The 13,556-nt window shown below is 70.5% G+C and carries 16 protein-coding genes and 7 tRNA genes; 13 read left to right on the top strand and 10 right to left on the bottom strand.

The window, feature by feature from the left end:
- The coding region (locus tag DY245_RS41485) for a phosphotransferase (RefSeq protein ID WP_147318434.1) at nt 1-505 on the top strand (505 nt) is incomplete at its 5' end.
- Between the two features lie 72 nt (nt 506-577).
- Nucleotides 578-856 (top strand): TFIIB-type zinc ribbon-containing protein, encoded by a 279-nt coding sequence (locus tag DY245_RS41480; protein WP_128512291.1) that lies wholly within the window; start codon nt 578-580, stop codon nt 854-856.
- 48 nt (nt 857-904) lie between these two features.
- On the opposite strand, the gene DY245_RS41475 is transcribed toward DY245_RS41480, so the two are convergent.
- The 5 genes from DY245_RS41475 to DY245_RS41455 form a co-directional block, all read right to left on the bottom strand.
- Nucleotides 905-976, bottom strand: a tRNA-Val gene (locus tag DY245_RS41475).
- A 36-nt stretch (nt 977-1,012) separates the two neighbouring features.
- A tRNA-Val gene (locus DY245_RS41470) sits at nt 1,013-1,084 on the bottom strand.
- A gap of 38 nt (nt 1,085-1,122) precedes the next feature.
- Nucleotides 1,123-1,194, bottom strand: a tRNA-Val gene (locus DY245_RS41465).
- Nucleotide 1,195: 1 nt separating this feature from the next.
- A tRNA-Cys gene (locus tag DY245_RS41460) sits at nt 1,196-1,269 on the bottom strand.
- A gap of 35 nt (nt 1,270-1,304) precedes the next feature.
- A tRNA-Gly gene (locus DY245_RS41455) sits at nt 1,305-1,377 on the bottom strand.
- 177 nt (nt 1,378-1,554) lie between these two features.
- On the opposite strand from DY245_RS41455, the gene DY245_RS41450 reads away from it, so the two are divergent.
- From DY245_RS41450 to DY245_RS41440, 3 genes are read left to right on the top strand one after another with little or no spacing between them, the layout of a single operon-like run.
- Entirely contained in the window at nt 1,555-2,622 is a 1,068-nt protein-coding gene (locus DY245_RS41450) for a chorismate-binding protein (RefSeq protein WP_128512290.1), read from the top strand.
- Nucleotides 2,619-3,443 carry an aminotransferase class IV gene (locus tag DY245_RS41445; RefSeq protein ID WP_128512289.1) on the top strand — a complete coding sequence of 275 codons (825 nt, stop codon included), beginning with the start codon at nt 2,619-2,621 and terminating at the stop codon, nt 3,441-3,443. The genes DY245_RS41450 and DY245_RS41445 overlap by 4 nt, the downstream gene beginning before the upstream one ends.
- Nucleotides 3,444-3,478: 35 nt before the next feature.
- On the top strand, nt 3,479-4,309 hold the full coding sequence (locus DY245_RS41440) for a GNAT family N-acetyltransferase (RefSeq protein ID WP_128512288.1): 831 nt from the start codon (nt 3,479-3,481) through the stop codon (nt 4,307-4,309).
- A 53-nt stretch (nt 4,310-4,362) separates the two neighbouring features.
- Here DY245_RS41440 and DY245_RS41435 read toward each other — a convergent pair whose 3' ends face one another.
- The gene (locus DY245_RS41435; protein ID WP_128512287.1) at nt 4,363-4,884 is read right to left on the bottom strand and encodes a DsbA family protein; all 522 of its coding nucleotides are present in this window, start codon (nt 4,882-4,884) and stop codon (nt 4,363-4,365) included.
- Between the two features lie 169 nt (nt 4,885-5,053).
- On the opposite strand from DY245_RS41435, the gene DY245_RS41430 reads away from it, so the two are divergent.
- Nucleotides 5,054-5,515: a hypothetical protein gene (locus DY245_RS41430; RefSeq protein ID WP_128512286.1), complete on the top strand. Its 462-nt coding sequence runs from the start codon at nt 5,054-5,056 to the stop codon at nt 5,513-5,515.
- A 35-nt stretch (nt 5,516-5,550) separates the two neighbouring features.
- Here DY245_RS41430 and DY245_RS45015 read toward each other — a convergent pair whose 3' ends face one another.
- From DY245_RS45015 to DY245_RS41420, 3 genes are all read right to left on the bottom strand, one after another.
- Complete coding sequence (locus DY245_RS45015; RefSeq protein WP_181924088.1) at nt 5,551-5,721, bottom strand: hypothetical protein; 171 nt, start codon at nt 5,719-5,721, stop codon at nt 5,551-5,553.
- An 86-nt stretch (nt 5,722-5,807) separates the two neighbouring features.
- On the bottom strand, nt 5,808-6,374 hold the full coding sequence (locus DY245_RS41425; protein ID WP_128512285.1) for a CGNR zinc finger domain-containing protein: 567 nt from the start codon (nt 6,372-6,374) through the stop codon (nt 5,808-5,810).
- A gap of 228 nt (nt 6,375-6,602) precedes the next feature.
- Nucleotides 6,603-7,016: an SsgA family sporulation/cell division regulator gene (locus DY245_RS41420; RefSeq protein ID WP_003959770.1), complete on the bottom strand. Its 414-nt coding sequence runs from the start codon at nt 7,014-7,016 to the stop codon at nt 6,603-6,605.
- A 189-nt stretch (nt 7,017-7,205) separates the two neighbouring features.
- Between DY245_RS41420 and DY245_RS41415 the strand changes: the two genes are divergently transcribed.
- The 4 genes from DY245_RS41415 (at nt 7,206) to DY245_RS41400 (ending at nt 8,499) form a co-directional block, all read left to right on the top strand.
- The gene (locus tag DY245_RS41415) at nt 7,206-7,637 is read left to right on the top strand and encodes a TIGR02611 family protein (RefSeq protein ID WP_244943587.1); all 432 of its coding nucleotides are present in this window, start codon (nt 7,206-7,208) and stop codon (nt 7,635-7,637) included.
- Between the two features lie 54 nt (nt 7,638-7,691).
- Nucleotides 7,692-7,763: transfer RNA gene (locus tag DY245_RS41410), tRNA-Val, on the top strand.
- An 85-nt stretch (nt 7,764-7,848) separates the two neighbouring features.
- Complete coding sequence (locus tag DY245_RS41405; protein ID WP_128512284.1) at nt 7,849-8,310, top strand: SRPBCC family protein; 462 nt, start codon at nt 7,849-7,851, stop codon at nt 8,308-8,310.
- Nucleotides 8,311-8,427: 117 nt separating this feature from the next.
- A tRNA-Val gene (locus DY245_RS41400) sits at nt 8,428-8,499 on the top strand.
- A 239-nt stretch (nt 8,500-8,738) separates the two neighbouring features.
- On the opposite strand, the gene DY245_RS41395 is transcribed toward DY245_RS41400, so the two are convergent.
- Entirely contained in the window at nt 8,739-9,464 is a 726-nt protein-coding gene (locus tag DY245_RS41395; RefSeq protein ID WP_128512283.1) for an exonuclease domain-containing protein, read from the bottom strand.
- A gap of 198 nt (nt 9,465-9,662) precedes the next feature.
- Here DY245_RS41395 and DY245_RS41390 point away from each other — a divergent pair, with 198 nt between their 5' ends.
- The 3 genes from DY245_RS41390 (at nt 9,663) to thrS (ending at nt 13,520) form a co-directional block, all read left to right on the top strand.
- Complete coding sequence (locus DY245_RS41390; protein WP_128512282.1) at nt 9,663-10,250, top strand: DUF4365 domain-containing protein; 588 nt, start codon at nt 9,663-9,665, stop codon at nt 10,248-10,250.
- A complete protein-coding gene (locus tag DY245_RS41385; RefSeq protein ID WP_128512281.1) occupies nt 10,250-11,428 on the top strand; it encodes a hypothetical protein in 1,179 nt (392 codons plus the stop codon). The genes DY245_RS41390 and DY245_RS41385 overlap by 1 nt, the downstream gene beginning before the upstream one ends.
- A 112-nt stretch (nt 11,429-11,540) precedes the next feature.
- On the top strand, nt 11,541-13,520 hold the full coding sequence (gene thrS, locus DY245_RS41380) for a threonine--tRNA ligase (protein ID WP_128512280.1): 1,980 nt from the start codon (nt 11,541-11,543) through the stop codon (nt 13,518-13,520).
- Nucleotides 13,521-13,556 lie beyond the last annotated feature (36 nt).

Below are 13,556 nucleotides of genomic sequence, written 5' to 3'. Positions count from 1 at the left end.
CGGCTCGCTGCCCGCGGCCGCCGCGGCCGTCGAACGCGCCTGGGCGCTGCTGCCGCCCTGGGCCCGTGGCGAGACCCCGCCGCCGCGCGCCGGCACCCTCTGCCACGGCGACCTGCACCTGGGCCAGCTCGTCCGCCACCCGGCGCCCGACGGTCCCTGGCTCCTGATAGACATCGACGACCTCGGCCTGGGCGGCGGCGCCTGGGACCTGGCCCGCCCCGCCGCCTGGTTCGCCACCGGCCTGCTCGCGCCGGACATCTGGACCCGCTTCCTGGCCGGGTACCGCGCCGCCGGCGGCCGGGCCGTACGCCCCGACGGCGACCCCTGGCCCGACCTGGAGATTCCCGCCCGCGCCCTGACAGTGCAGACCGCCGCGCTCGCGGTCGCCAAGGCCGCCGGCGCCGCCCGCCCTCTGGACGAGATCGAGTCCGCGGTCGTCGACGCCTGTGCCCGGATGACGTCCCTACCGGACCAGTTGGCGCCCGCCGGCCCCGCCGTAGGGTGAACACCCCGTCGCCGGGAGGCCGTTCCGGCGGCGCCGCAGTGAGCAGCAATGGATGAAGGAGCTGAGCCGACGATGCAGTGCCCCAAGTGCCATGCACCGATGCAGACGTACCACCGCAACGGCGTCCAGATCGAGCAGTGCGCCGGCTGCCGGGGGATCTTCCTGGACTACGGGGAGCTGGAGGCGCTGACCCGTCTGGAGGCGCAGTGGACCCAGCAGGCCCCGCCGCCGCCCGCCCCGCAGGCCTACCCGGCCGCCCCCGCCTGGGGCGCCCCGCACCAGAGCCACCACGGCCACCATGGACACCACGGCCATCACCGCAGCTTCGGCCACATGCTCTTCTCCTCCTGAAAACGCCTGAGGGCCGGAGCGAAATGCTCCGGCCCTCAGGATCAGGTGTGGACGATACTGGGATTGAACCAGTGACCTCTTCCGTGTCAGGGAAGCGCTCTCCCGCTGAGCTAATCGTCCTCGGGACCGCGGATCTCGAAGATCTCCGCAGTTGAGTGCGCGATACTGGGATTGAACCAGTGACCTCTTCCGTGTCAGGGAAGCGCTCTCCCGCTGAGCTAATCGCGCGGGACGGATCTTCCGGCCACCTACAACCGGGGATCCAGTGGACGATACTGGGATTGAACCAGTGACCTCTTCCGTGTCAGGGAAGCGCTCTCCCGCTGAGCTAATCGTCCTTGGAGGTGGAGACGGGATTTGAACCCGTGTAGACGGCTTTGCAGGCCGTTGCCTCGCCTCTCGGCCACTCCACCAGGAGTGAGGGGGTTCGGGAAGATCCCCCACATCGAGCGGACGACGAGACTCGAACTCGCGACATCCACCTTGGCAAGGTGGTGCTCTACCAACTGAGCTACGTCCGCAGGTGTCTCTCCCAGACTACGTCCGGGAGCTACTCGGCCTCCGGGGCGCTTCCGCGTCCCGGCGACGTGTTGAACTCTAGCGGATTCCGGGGCCAGTACAAAAACGCGTTTGTGCAGCGTGCTGCGCTGCTCGCTCGGCGCAGGCGGGGTCCGGGCCTCCGCCATAGACTCGCTGACGTGCATGACTTCGCTCCCATGGCCCGCTTCGGCGGTCTGATAGCCACCGACCTGCGGGATGTGACCAGCGATCCCGCGGCCCTGGACTCCACGGGCTGGTGGGCGGTGGCCGCCGACTTCGAGGGCGCGGTGGTCTGCGCCCGCTTCGGCGACGTACGACCGGCCACCGCGGCCGACGAGCCCGCCCCCGACGGCTGGCGGGGCCCCGCCCACGGCGCCTGGACCAGCTCCCTGGACCGCGACTCGTATACCGGCGGCGTACGGCGCATCCGTGAACACATCGCGGCCGGCGACGTCTACCAGGTGAACCTCTGCCGGGTGCTGACCGCGCCGCTGCCCGACCCCGACCGCGCCGACGTGGACGCGCTGTCCGCGGTGCTGGCCCGTGGCAACCCGGCGCCGTACGCCGGCACCATCCGGCTGCCCGGCCACGGCGTCGAGATCGCCAGCGCCTCCCCGGAGCTGTATCTGCGGCGCGACGGCCGCACCGTCGCGTCCGGCCCCATCAAGGGGACCGGCAGGACCGCCGCGGACCTCTCCGAGAAGGACCGGGCGGAGAACGTGATGATCGTGGACCTGGTCCGCAACGATCTCGGCCGGGTCTGCGCCACCGGCACCGTCACCGTCCCGGCACTGTGCGCCGTCGAGCCGCACCCCGGCCTCGTCCACCTCGTCTCCACCGTGCGCGGCGAACTGGCCGAGAGGAACGAGAAGACCGCCTGGGCGGATCTCCTGGACGCCACCTTCCCGCCCGGGTCGGTCACCGGCGCCCCCAAGTCCAGCGCGCTGCGGATCATCGACGAGCTGGAGACCGCGCCCCGCGGCCCCTATTGCGGAGGCATCGGCTGGGTCGACGCCGACCGCCGCACCGGCGAGCTCGCCGTCGGCATCCGTACGTTCTGGATCGACCGCACCCCACCCACCGGGCCCGTACTCCGCTTCGGCGCCGGCGCGGGCATCATCTGGGACTCCGACCCGGACCGCGAGTGGGCCGAGACCGAGTTGAAGGCGAGCAGACTGCTCGCGGTAGCGTCGGGGCTGCACGAAGTGAGTGGAGGAGAGCGATGAAGATCTGGCTCGACGGGGGACTGCAGGACGCCGAAGGCGCCCGGGTCTCGGTCTTCGACCACGGGCTGACGGTCGGCGACGGGGTCTTCGAGACCATCAAGGCCGAGCACGGGCGTGCCTTCGCCCTCACCCGCCACCTGGAGCGCCTGACCACCTCCGCCCGCGGGCTCGGCCTGCCCGACCCCGACCTCGACGAGGTACGGCGCGGCTGCGCGGCGGTCATCGACGCCAACCCGATGGCCCTCGGCCGGCTGCGGATCACCTACACCGGCGGCGTCTCCCCGCTCGGCTCGGACCGCGGCGAAGCCGGCCCCACGCTGGTCATCGCGCTGTCCGAGACCCACCGCCGGCCCGACACCACCGCCGCCGTCACCGTCCCCTGGACCCGTAACGAACGCGGCGCGCTCACCGGCCTGAAGACCACCTCGTACGGCGAGAACGTGGTCGCGCTGGCCCGCGCACGTGAACTGGGCGCCTCCGAGGCGCTGTTCGCCAACACCGTCGGCGCGCTCTGCGAAGGCACCGGCTCCAATGTCTTCGTCGTCCTGGACGGCGAACTGCACACCCCGCCGCTGCACTCCGGCTGTCTGGCGGGCATCACCCGCGCCCTCACCATCAGCTGGGCCGGCGCCAAGGAGACCGACCTCCCGCTGGACGCCCTGGAGCGCGCCGAGGAGATCTTCCTGACCTCCACCCTGCGCGACGTCCAGGCCGTGAACCGTATCGACCGCCGCCAACTGGCCGACGGCCCGGGCCCGGTGACCGCGGAAGCCATGCGGATCTTCGACGAGCAGGCCGCCGCCGACTTCGATCCGCGGTGATGACGGGCCCGCGCACGGGCGAGTAGAAAGTCCTCGTGACCACAACGCTGCGCCCCGCGGGACCGGAAGAACGGCACGACGACGGGCGCCGGGCCCGTCCCTACGACGTCTGCGTCAACAGCCGCCGGGTCGGCGGGATCCGGCTGGCGACCGACGCCCGGTTCGGCCCGACGGCCGGCCGGATCGTGGATCTGCACATCGAGGCACCGGACCGGCACCGCGGCCGGGCCACGGTCGCCGCGCTCGCCGCCGAGGAAGTGCTGCGCACCTGGGGCTGCCGGCAGATCGAGCTGACCGTCCCGGCCGAGGCCGGCGCCGCCGTGCGGCTCGCGGCTGCGCTGGGCTACACCGAGCGCAGCCGCACGATGAGCAAACCCCTCGCCGCACCGCCCCGGCTGCCCGCGAACACCAGCGACCGGCCGATCGGCGAGGCGGAGTACCCGGCCTGGCGGGACGCCGCGCTCGCCGAGCACGTCCGTACGCAGCGGGGCCAGGGGATGGACCGCGCACGTGCCGAGGAGACCTCGGCCGCCGGCCATCGCGCCCTGCTTCCGGACGGCCCGGACACGCCCGACCAGGTGCTGCGCATCCTGGCCCACGACGGCGCGGATGTCGGCAGCGTCTGGGTCGCGCTGCGGATGCCGGACCAGCCGGGCGGCTATGTCGTCGATGTGCGGGTGGCGCCCGAGCACCGCGGGCGCGGCCACGGCCGCACCCTGATGCTGGTCGCCGAGCGCGAGTGTCTCACCGCGGGCCGCGCCACCGTCGGCCTCAACGTCTACGCGGACAATGCGCCGGCGCTCGGGCTCTACGACTCGCTGGGGTACCGGCCCACCGCGTATCTGCTGTGGAAGCCGATCCTGTGAGGGCGCGTACGCAGCGCCCGTGAAGCCGGTTCTCCGGGCGGGGCTCAGCCCTGCTAGGCCAGCAGCCGGTCGGCGATCTCCTCGATCCGGGCGCGCAGCCCCTCCTGGCTCTTGCCGCCGTCCAGCCGCTCGCCGCCGATCACATACGTAGGGGTGCCGCTCACCCCGATCGCCTTGCCCTCGGCCTGGTCCGCGTCGACGATCAGCAGATGCCGGCCGTCGATCAGCGCGGTGTCCAGCTCCTCGGCGTCCAGTCCCAGCTCCGCGGCGACCTCCAGCAGCAGCTTGTCGCCGCGCTTGCCGAGCTCCTCGGTGCGCGCCAGCACCGCCTCGATGTACGGCCAGCCCTGCCCCTGCTCGATGGCCTCCTCGGCGGCCTGGGCCGCGACGTAGGCGTGCTTGTGCTTCTCCAGGGGGAAGTGGCGCAGCCGGATGTCGAGCCGGTCGCCGTAGCGCTCACGCAGCGCCCGCAGGTCCTCCAGGGCGGCCTGGCAGTCCGGGCACTGCAGTTCACACCAGACGTCCAGAACCGGGCGGACGGGACGGGCGGTGGTGGAGGTGGTGGCGTCGTTCATGGGTCCAGTCTTCCAGCCCGCGGACCGGTTCCCGAACCGGGACCTGGGGAGGAGCGCGACCCCGAGATGTCCCTGAAGCCGTGCCGGAACATGGCCCGCGCGGCCCCGGACAAGGCAGGATGGAAGGGAGCAGAGTGCCTGCTCGCCCATCCATCGGCAGGAGGACCGGATGCTGACCTCGACCGTCTGTGCCGCGGTGTCGGCAGCGGGCCTGGGCATTGCCGCGCTGACGGCATACCGCAAGCGGTTCCTGGCCGCGACCCGCATCGCCGCCTTTTCCCTGATCCCCATCGGCCTGGTGATGACCGGTGTCATCGACTGGGTCACGAACATCGTCTTCAAACCCACGGTCTGGGCCGGCTTCGGCGTGCTCGCGCTCTCGTTCGTGCTGTTCTCGGTCAGCAGGGTCGTCGAGCGCCGCCGGGGCGGGATCGGCAGCCGCAAGGAACGCAAGGCCGCGGCGGCCGCCACACCCGACGCGGTGGCGCCGGCCGCCTCCGTACCCTCCCTCGGGGCAGGTCGCGGCGCGGGCCGGCCGGCCGCGAAGGGGAAGACCGGGCAGGGCAAGGGCGGTGCACCCAAGGATGACTTCTCGGACATCGAAGCGATCCTGAAAAAGCACGGGATCTGATGAACTCCCGCTGCTGAGGGGCTTATCGGGCGCGTTCAGACGATCATCTGCGCCATGATGCGCGCGAGATGAACGATGAGTGCGCCCTCGCCCAAGACGACGCCCCGTCCCCCGAACCGCGCGGTTGCCTGTTCGCGCTGTCCCAGCCGCCGTTGATGCTCTTCCTCGCCGTCATCGGCATTCTGCTCCTTCTCGGTGCCGTACACGACCTCTTCATCCTGTGAGGCCGGTAGGTGCGCCGCCGCCCGGTTCGTGCTTCGCGCACCGCCGCCGACGCCCCCGTGCGCCGTGCTCAGCCCGCGGCCTCCCGGCGTCGTGCCCGGTAGGCCGCGACATGCAGCCGGTTTCCGCAGGTACGGCTGTCGCAGTAGCGGCGGGAGCGGTTACGGGAGAGATCGACGAAGGCGTGCCGGCAGTCCGGTGCCTCGCAGCGCCGCAGCCGCTCGCGCTCCCCGGCGACGACGATGAAGGCCAGCGCCATCCCGCCGTCCGCGGCCAGATGATCGGCGACCGAGGCGCCCGGCGCGAAGTAGTGGACATGCCAGTCGTACCCGTCGTGATCGGTCAGCTGTGGTGTGGTGCCCGCCGAGGCGACCAGCGCGTTCAGCTGCGCGGCCGCGGCATGGTCGTCGTCGGCCGCGAAGACCTGGGCGAACCGCGCGCGGACCGCCCGTACGGCCGCCAGATCGCCGACGCTGAGCGCGCCCACATCGCTGACGTCGTTGCGCCGGACGAAGTCCTCAAGGGCCGCGAGGTCGGTCAGGCTGTCCGGCGCTCCGGGCGATTCGCCCTCCGGAGCGGTGTTCAGCAGATCGACGATCGCTGCCAGCGCGCACCGGGTGTCATGGGTGATCAGCACGGTTCCGCTCCCTGGCAGGGTGGGGCCGGACGGGTACCGTCCCCGGGTGTCGTTGCCGAATGGTCGCCGACTCTAGCGCCTGGAACAAGCTTCAGCGCCGTCTCCGCGGTGGGTCCGCGGCGACGACGCCGAAGTGTGCCGTATGAACTTGTCGGTCCTGCGCCGTCTCCCCGAGTCGGACGGACGCAAGTGTGAGCGGGAGGGTGCTTCGGGTAACTGTGCTGCGTCTCAGCTCTCCGCAAGGATGTGGGAGAGCTCGGTGTCGAGATCGAAGTGCCGGTGCTCCGTACCGGGCGGTACGGCGGCATCGGTCCTTTTGAGGAACGACTCGAGGGCGCGCGCGGGCGCCTCGAGCAGGGCTTCCCCTTCCGGGGAGCTCAGGGCGATGCACACAACGCCCTGTCCGTGGCTCCGGGACGGCCATACGCGGACGTCTCCGGTGCCCGTGGGCCGGTGCAGGCCCTCGGCGAGGAGGTCGCGGGCGAAAACCCACTCCACGGTCTCCTCGGCTCCGGTATGGAAGGTGGCATGCACGGCATAGGGATCGGCCGTGTCATACCGCAGGCCCGCGGGTACAGGCAGTGAGGACTCGCTCGACACAACGAGGCGCAGGTGCAGCTCGCAGCTGACCGTGGTGTTCATAAGCGCCAGGGCCTTTCGCTCAGTGTGCGCTCGGGGATTCGCACGTCGGCGAAATCGACATGCCACCTACGGTGCCGTTGTAAACCCCTCTGACGGTTTTGGGTGCCTTCAGGTACCTCTTCCGGCGGATTGCGAGATCGTCCTCGTCGGTAATTCCGCGGAGGCATCCCGTCCGGTAAGTTTGGCGATATGAATACGCAGAGTAACGGGGGGCCGGGGGTCATCGAGGAGGATGCTGTGCCGGCCGAGCAACCGCTGGGTTCCAGAGCGCCGCACTTCATCAAGCGCTCCCGGCCGCTCCACGTGAGCTGGCAGGTCGGAGTCTTCGTCGTCGGTCTCGCGGTCGTGGTGGCCGGCGTGATCATGCTGCCGCTGCCGGGTCCCGGCTGGCTGGTGATCTTCGGCGGTATGGCGATCTGGGCGACGGAATTCGTCTGGGCCCAGTTGGTCCTGCGCTGGACCAAGCGAAAGGTCACCGAAGCGGCCCAGAAGGCGCTCGACCCCAAGGTGCGGCGGCGCAACATCATTCTGACCACCATCGGCGTGGTGATCATCGCGGCGGCCCTCGCGGTCTATGTGTGGAAGTTCGGCTTCGCGATGCCGTGGAACGTCTCCGAGTGATCGCGGCATGGTCGGAAGTGCCCGCCGACGTGGGGTAATGTTGGCGGTGCGCCCGGGCGATTAGCTCAGTGGGAGAGCGCTTCGTTCACACCGAAGAGGTCACTGGTTCGAACCCAGTATCGCCCACCCCGGACGACGGCCCGGAGACTCAAGTCTCCGGGCCGTCGCAGTTGTTGGGTGTGCGTGCAGGTACGGGGCGCACACTGGGATCATGTCCGACTGGTCACGCGGTCTGCACCGCTACCGCTTCCGCAGCGTATGGCTGCTCAACGCCCCGCCGGCCGTCGTCTACGCCGTTCTCGAACGCGCCGAGACCTACCCCCGGTGGTGGCCGCAGGTCCGCGAGGTGACCTTGCTCGACGGCGCCAGCGGCACGGCCCGGTTCCGGTCGCTGTTGCCGTACGACCTGCGGGTGGTGGCGAGCGAACGGGTACGGGACCCGGGCGCGGGGGTGCTGGAGATGGAGATGCGCGGGGATCTGGCGGGCTGGGCGCGCTGGACGGTGGTGCCCGGCGCCGGCGGCACCCGGGCCGTCTTCGAGCAGGACGTCGAGGTCTGCAAGCCGCTGCTGCGGCGGTTCGCGCTGCTGGGGCGGCCGCTGTTCCTGGCCAATCACGCACTGATGATGAGGGCCGGACGGCGCGGTCTTGCCGCCTGGCTGGCCCGCGGATGAGGTGCGCCGGGCGGACGTGGGCGGTGGCGCGGGTCCGCCGCGGAACAGGAATTTGATGGAAGGCCCGGGCGCCCTGTATTGTTCAGGTCGTTCGCGAGGGAAACCTCGCCGACACCCGGGCGATTAGCTCAGTGGGAGAGCGCTTCGTTCACACCGAAGAGGTCACTGGTTCGAACCCAGTATCGCCCACCGGGATCAAGGACCGGGCCGCCAAAAGGCGGCCCGGTCCTTTTCGTTGAGATGTATGCGCGTGGAGATGTATGCGCGGTGCGGTGTAGGCGCGTGGAGAAGTGTGCGCGTCGCGATGTGCCGCATGGTGAGTTCTGCTGCGTTGAGTTCTGCCGTGTTGAGTTCTACGGCGTGGAGATCTGTTGCGGGGAGAATTCCGACCGCTTCTTTGTCGGACGGACCGGAATTCTGATGCCTGATCAGGCCGCGGCGGGGAGTTCGGGGCGCAGCGGCCAATGCGGATCCACCGCCTCGGGGGTGCCGCTGCGGGCGAACCACGCCTGTAGGCCGCGGGCCTGGGCCGCGTACCAGACCGCCTGGCGGGTGTGCAGCTCCGCCGGCTGCAGCCCCTCCAGCCGGTCGGCGAAGCGGACCCCCACGGCGCGCACGACGCGCAGTGCGGCGAGCGCATCGGCGGCCGCCTCATGGGCGTCGGTCAGCTCGACCTCGTAATGCGCACACAGATCGGTGAGCGTACGGCGGCCCTTGCGATAGCGGTCCAGATGCTTGTCCAGCACCCGGGGATCCAGGACGCACAGGGGATGGGCGCCCAGGTAGGTGGCGAGCGAACTGGCGCGGTGCCGCTTCAACTCGCGTTCCAGAAGGGTCAGATCGAAGGGGGCGTTCATCACCACCAGCGGTCGGCCGGCCACCGACTGGGCCGCCAGGGCGCGTGCGATCTCCTCCAGCACCGGCGCCGGCCAGCGGCCGTGCAGGGCGAGATGGTCGGCCGTCAGCCCGTGCACCGCCGTGGCGGCCTCGGGGATGTCGACGCCCGGGTTGATCAGCCAGCGCGTGACGCGGGGCGCCGAGCGCGGGGTCTCCTGGACCACCAGGGCCGCGGAGACGATGCGATCACGCTCGACGTCGATCCCCGTCGTCTCGGTGTCGAAGGCGGCAAGTGGACCGTCATACCAGCACGGCATCATCCCAACTCCTCGCGCTCGTACGGGGGGTGACATGCACATCACCCGAGCTGGTGATACCCGAGCCGCCCGGTGGTCGAACCGTCTTTGTTTGCGGACCACTTGACGCGGAGACAACCACAGGGACGGGCCGCGCGATCCGCCGCCTCCCCGTCGTCCACACGCATCGATCGGCAACAGCCCGGAAGGCTCCCCGCGATGACGCTCGCGCAGCCCGAACCGGGTGGGCTGTCCCCCGCAAGCGGGAGGTACCCCCAGCCCGCCACCACACCGCAGCGCGGCGGACTCGCCACCACTGCCTGCATGGAGACCCTCCAGGTGGGCTATCTCCACGCGATCGCCGCCGCCTCCGGATGTTCGCTGGCGCAGCCCTTCCCGGACAACGGAATCGACTGGCACGTCAGCCATGGCGCGCCCGGCCACACCGTCGACGACGAGGTCACCATCAAGGTGCAGCTCAAGTGCACCTACCAGACCGCCCCGCGCCCGCCGGGGCCGACCTTCGCGTTCACGCTCGACAACGACCATCTGGTGAAGCTGGCCCGTACGCCCGTGTCGGTGCACAAGATTTTGGTCGTGATGCTGGTCCCCCGGACCCAGGAGGACTGGCTCCGGGCCTCCCATGACCGTCTCGAACTGCGGCACTGCTGCTACTGGATCAATCTGGCCGGCCATCCGGTGACCGGCCGGCGCAGGACCACTGTGCGGATCCCGACCACGCGGATCTTCGACGACCGAGCGCTCTGCGAGATCATGACGCGGGTCGGGGCGGGAGGGAGACCTTGATGTACCGGCCGACCGACGAATATGACGCGCGGCTCCTGGATCCCGCGCAGATCGAACCGGCGGTGCTCAGCGCGCTGCTGGCCCGGCACGGCTGGCGGCGCCGGGGCGGCGCCGCCGGTCACTACGCCCGGTGGACGCCGCCCGGCGGGATGGGCGCAACCAGCCTGCTGGTGCCGCACGACCGCCGCTTCCCCGACAGTGCGGAGCTGCTCACGGAGGCGCTGGTGGCGCTGGCGCAGAGCGCCGCGCCCTCCGCCCGCGAGGTGCTGGTGGGGCTGGCGGTGCCCAGCGACGAGGTGTGCTGGGAGCGCGAGATCCCCGACGGCGGGTCGGGGGCCGCGCACTGGGTGGCGCAGGAGCAGCTGCGCGGCGCGGCACGCTCGATGCTGATCGCCGGCGCCCTGGGGACGTACGGCCGGGCCGGCTACTACGGCGCCCGGCACAAACGGCAGGCCGAGGGGTTCATGGGCGAGGTGCTGGTCGGACCGGCGGAGGCCGGCCGCCGGCTGACCGCGTTCGTCCCGGTGCGCGGCGGGCGCGGGGCGGTCGCCGGGCTCCAGCGGGCGCTGCACGCGGCCCGTGACGCCACCGACTACCAGCGGGCCACCGGCGGTATGGAGGCCTTCGACGCGGCCGTCGAGCTGGGGGTCTGCCACGAGCTGGCGCAGGCGCTGATCGCGCTGGTGCGGGACGCGGAAGGGGTGCGGATCGCGGTCGAGTGGTCACCGGCGGCCGGCGCCCCGGCCGGCTGCCCGGCCCGCCCCGAACCGGTGGAGTTCTCGCCCGGCGATCTGCCCGCGCTGGAGCAGGCCGCCCGGCGCTATGTACGCGATGAGCCGTCGCTGCCGGTCCGGGTGACCGGCGCGGTGGTACGGCTGCGCAGGGAGCGGCCGGGCGGCCCCGGCACGGTGCGGCTGCGGGTGATCACCGGGGCCGATGTGGTGCAGGTGCGGGTCGCGCTGGGGGAGGAGGACTACCGGATCGCCGGGCACGCCCACCTGGTGGGACTGCCGATCCGGGTCAGCGGGCGGCTGGAGAGCCGGGGCGGATTCCGCCGGATCACCGGCGGCCGCGATGTCACCCCCGTACAGGTCGACGAGGCGGAGCGGGACCGTCTGCTGAAGTCTCTGCAGGAGAATCTCGACTTCTTCGAGGAGGCGTGCGGCGCGGAGGAATGAGGGCTTTCGGGCCGGGGGTGGTGAAACCGTTTCGCGGTCGGGTCCGGTGGCTCGGTACGATTCGGCTGCGCAGCAATCGCTGACGTGAAGAGACATGAGTCAGGAGAGACCGGTGTCAGACGTCCGTGTGACCGTCCAACGCGATTCCGAGCGGGAAGAACGCGTGGTGACCACGGGCACTACGGCCGCCGACCTCTTCCAGGGCGAGCGCAGCGTCGTCGCCGCACGGGTGGCCGGGGAGCTGAAGGACCTGGCGTACGAGCTCGCCGACGGCGATGCGGTCGAGCCTGTCGAGATCACTTCCGAGGACGGCCTGAACATCCTGCGGCACTCCACCGCGCATGTGATGGCACAGGCCGTGCAGGAGCTGTTCCCGGAGGCGAAGCTCGGCATCGGCCCGCCCATCAAGGACGGCTTCTACTACGACTTCGACGTCGAGACCCCCTTCCACCCGGACGATCTCAAGCGCATCGAGAAGAAGATGCAGGAGATCCAGAAGCGCGGGCAGAAGTTCGCGCGCCGTGCGGTCAGCGATGACGCCGCACGCGAGGAGCTGGCGGACGAGCCGTACAAGCTGGAGCTGATCGGGCTCAAGGGCTCCGCCGCGGACGCCGCCGAGGGCGCCTCCGCCGAGGTCGGCGCCGGCCAGCTGAGCATCTACGACAACCTTGATGCCAAGACCGGCGAGCTGTGCTGGAAGGACCTGTGCCGCGGTCCGCACCTGCCCAGCACCCGCGCCATCCCGGCGTTCAAGCTGATGCGCTCGGCCGCCGCGTACTGGCGCGGCAGCGAGAAGAACCCGCAGCTCCAGCGGATCTACGGCACCGCCTGGCCGACCAAGGACGAGCTCAAGGCGTACCTGGACTTCCTGGCCGAGGCGGAGAAGCGCGACCACCGCAAGCTGGGCGCCGAGCTCGACCTGTTCTCCATCCCGGAGGAGCTGGGCTCGGGTCTCGCGGTCTTCCACCCCAAGGGCGGCGTCGTCCGCCGGGTGATGGAGGACTACTCCCGCAAGCGGCACGAGGAGTCGGACTACGAGTTCGTCAACACCCCGCACATCTCGAAGGAGAAGCTCTTCGAGACCTCGGGGCATCTGCCGAACTACGCCGACGCGATGTTCCCGCCCCTGGAGTTCGACGGGCAGAGCTACCGCCTCAAGGCCATGAACTGCCCCATGCACAACCTGATCTTCAAGGCGCGCGGCCGGTCGTACCGCGAACTGCCGCTGCGGCTGTTCGAGTTCGGCACGGTCTACCGCTTCGAGAAGTCCGGTGTGGTGCACGGTCTGACCCGGGCCCGCGGCTTCACCCAGGACGACTCGCACATCTACTGCACCAAGGAGCAGATGGCGGACGAGCTGGACTCGCTGCTCACCTTCGTCCTCGATCTGCTGCGCGACTACGGCCTGCACGACTTCGAGCTGGAGCTGTCCACCCGCGACGAATCCGACAAGTTCATCGGTGAGGACGCGGAGTGGGAGGAGGCCACCGAGGCGCTGCGCCAGGCGGCCGAGAAGCAGGGCCTGCCGCTGGTCCCGGACCCGGGCGGCGCCGCGTACTACGGGCCGAAGATCTCCGTGCAGGCGAAGGACGCCATCGGCCGGTCCTGGCAGATGTCGACCGTGCAGGTGGACTTCCAGCAGCCCAAGCGCTTCGGTCTTGAGTACACCGCAGCGGATGGCTCGAAGCAGCAGCCGGTCATGATCCACCGCGCGCTGTTCGGTTCGATCGAGCGGTTCTTCGCGGTGCTGCTGGAGCACTACGCGGGTGCCTTCCCGGCGTGGCTGGCGCCGGTGCAGGCGACCGGTATTCCGATCGGTGACGCGCACGTCCCGTACCTGGAGGAGTTCGCCGCCGAGGCCCGTAAGAAGGGTCTGCGCATCGAGGTCGACTCCTCCGCGGACCGGATGCAGAAGAAGATCCGCAATGCTCAGAAGTCCAAGGTCCCGTTCATGATCATCGCCGGTGACGAGGATGTCGCCCACGGTGCGGTGTCCTTCCGCTACCGCGACGGTTCGCAGAAGAACGGCATCCCGCGCGACGAGGCGATCGCCGAGATCCTGGACGTCGTCGAGCGTCGCGTCCAGGTCTGACGCCCGGAGCGTGACCGCAGGGCCCCGGAGAGCGAT

The sequence above is a fragment of the Streptomyces inhibens genome (assembly GCF_003389455.1).
Lineage (GTDB): Bacteria > Actinomycetota > Actinomycetes > Streptomycetales > Streptomycetaceae > Streptomyces > Streptomyces inhibens.
This window is presented reverse-complemented; position numbering and strand designations above follow the sequence as displayed.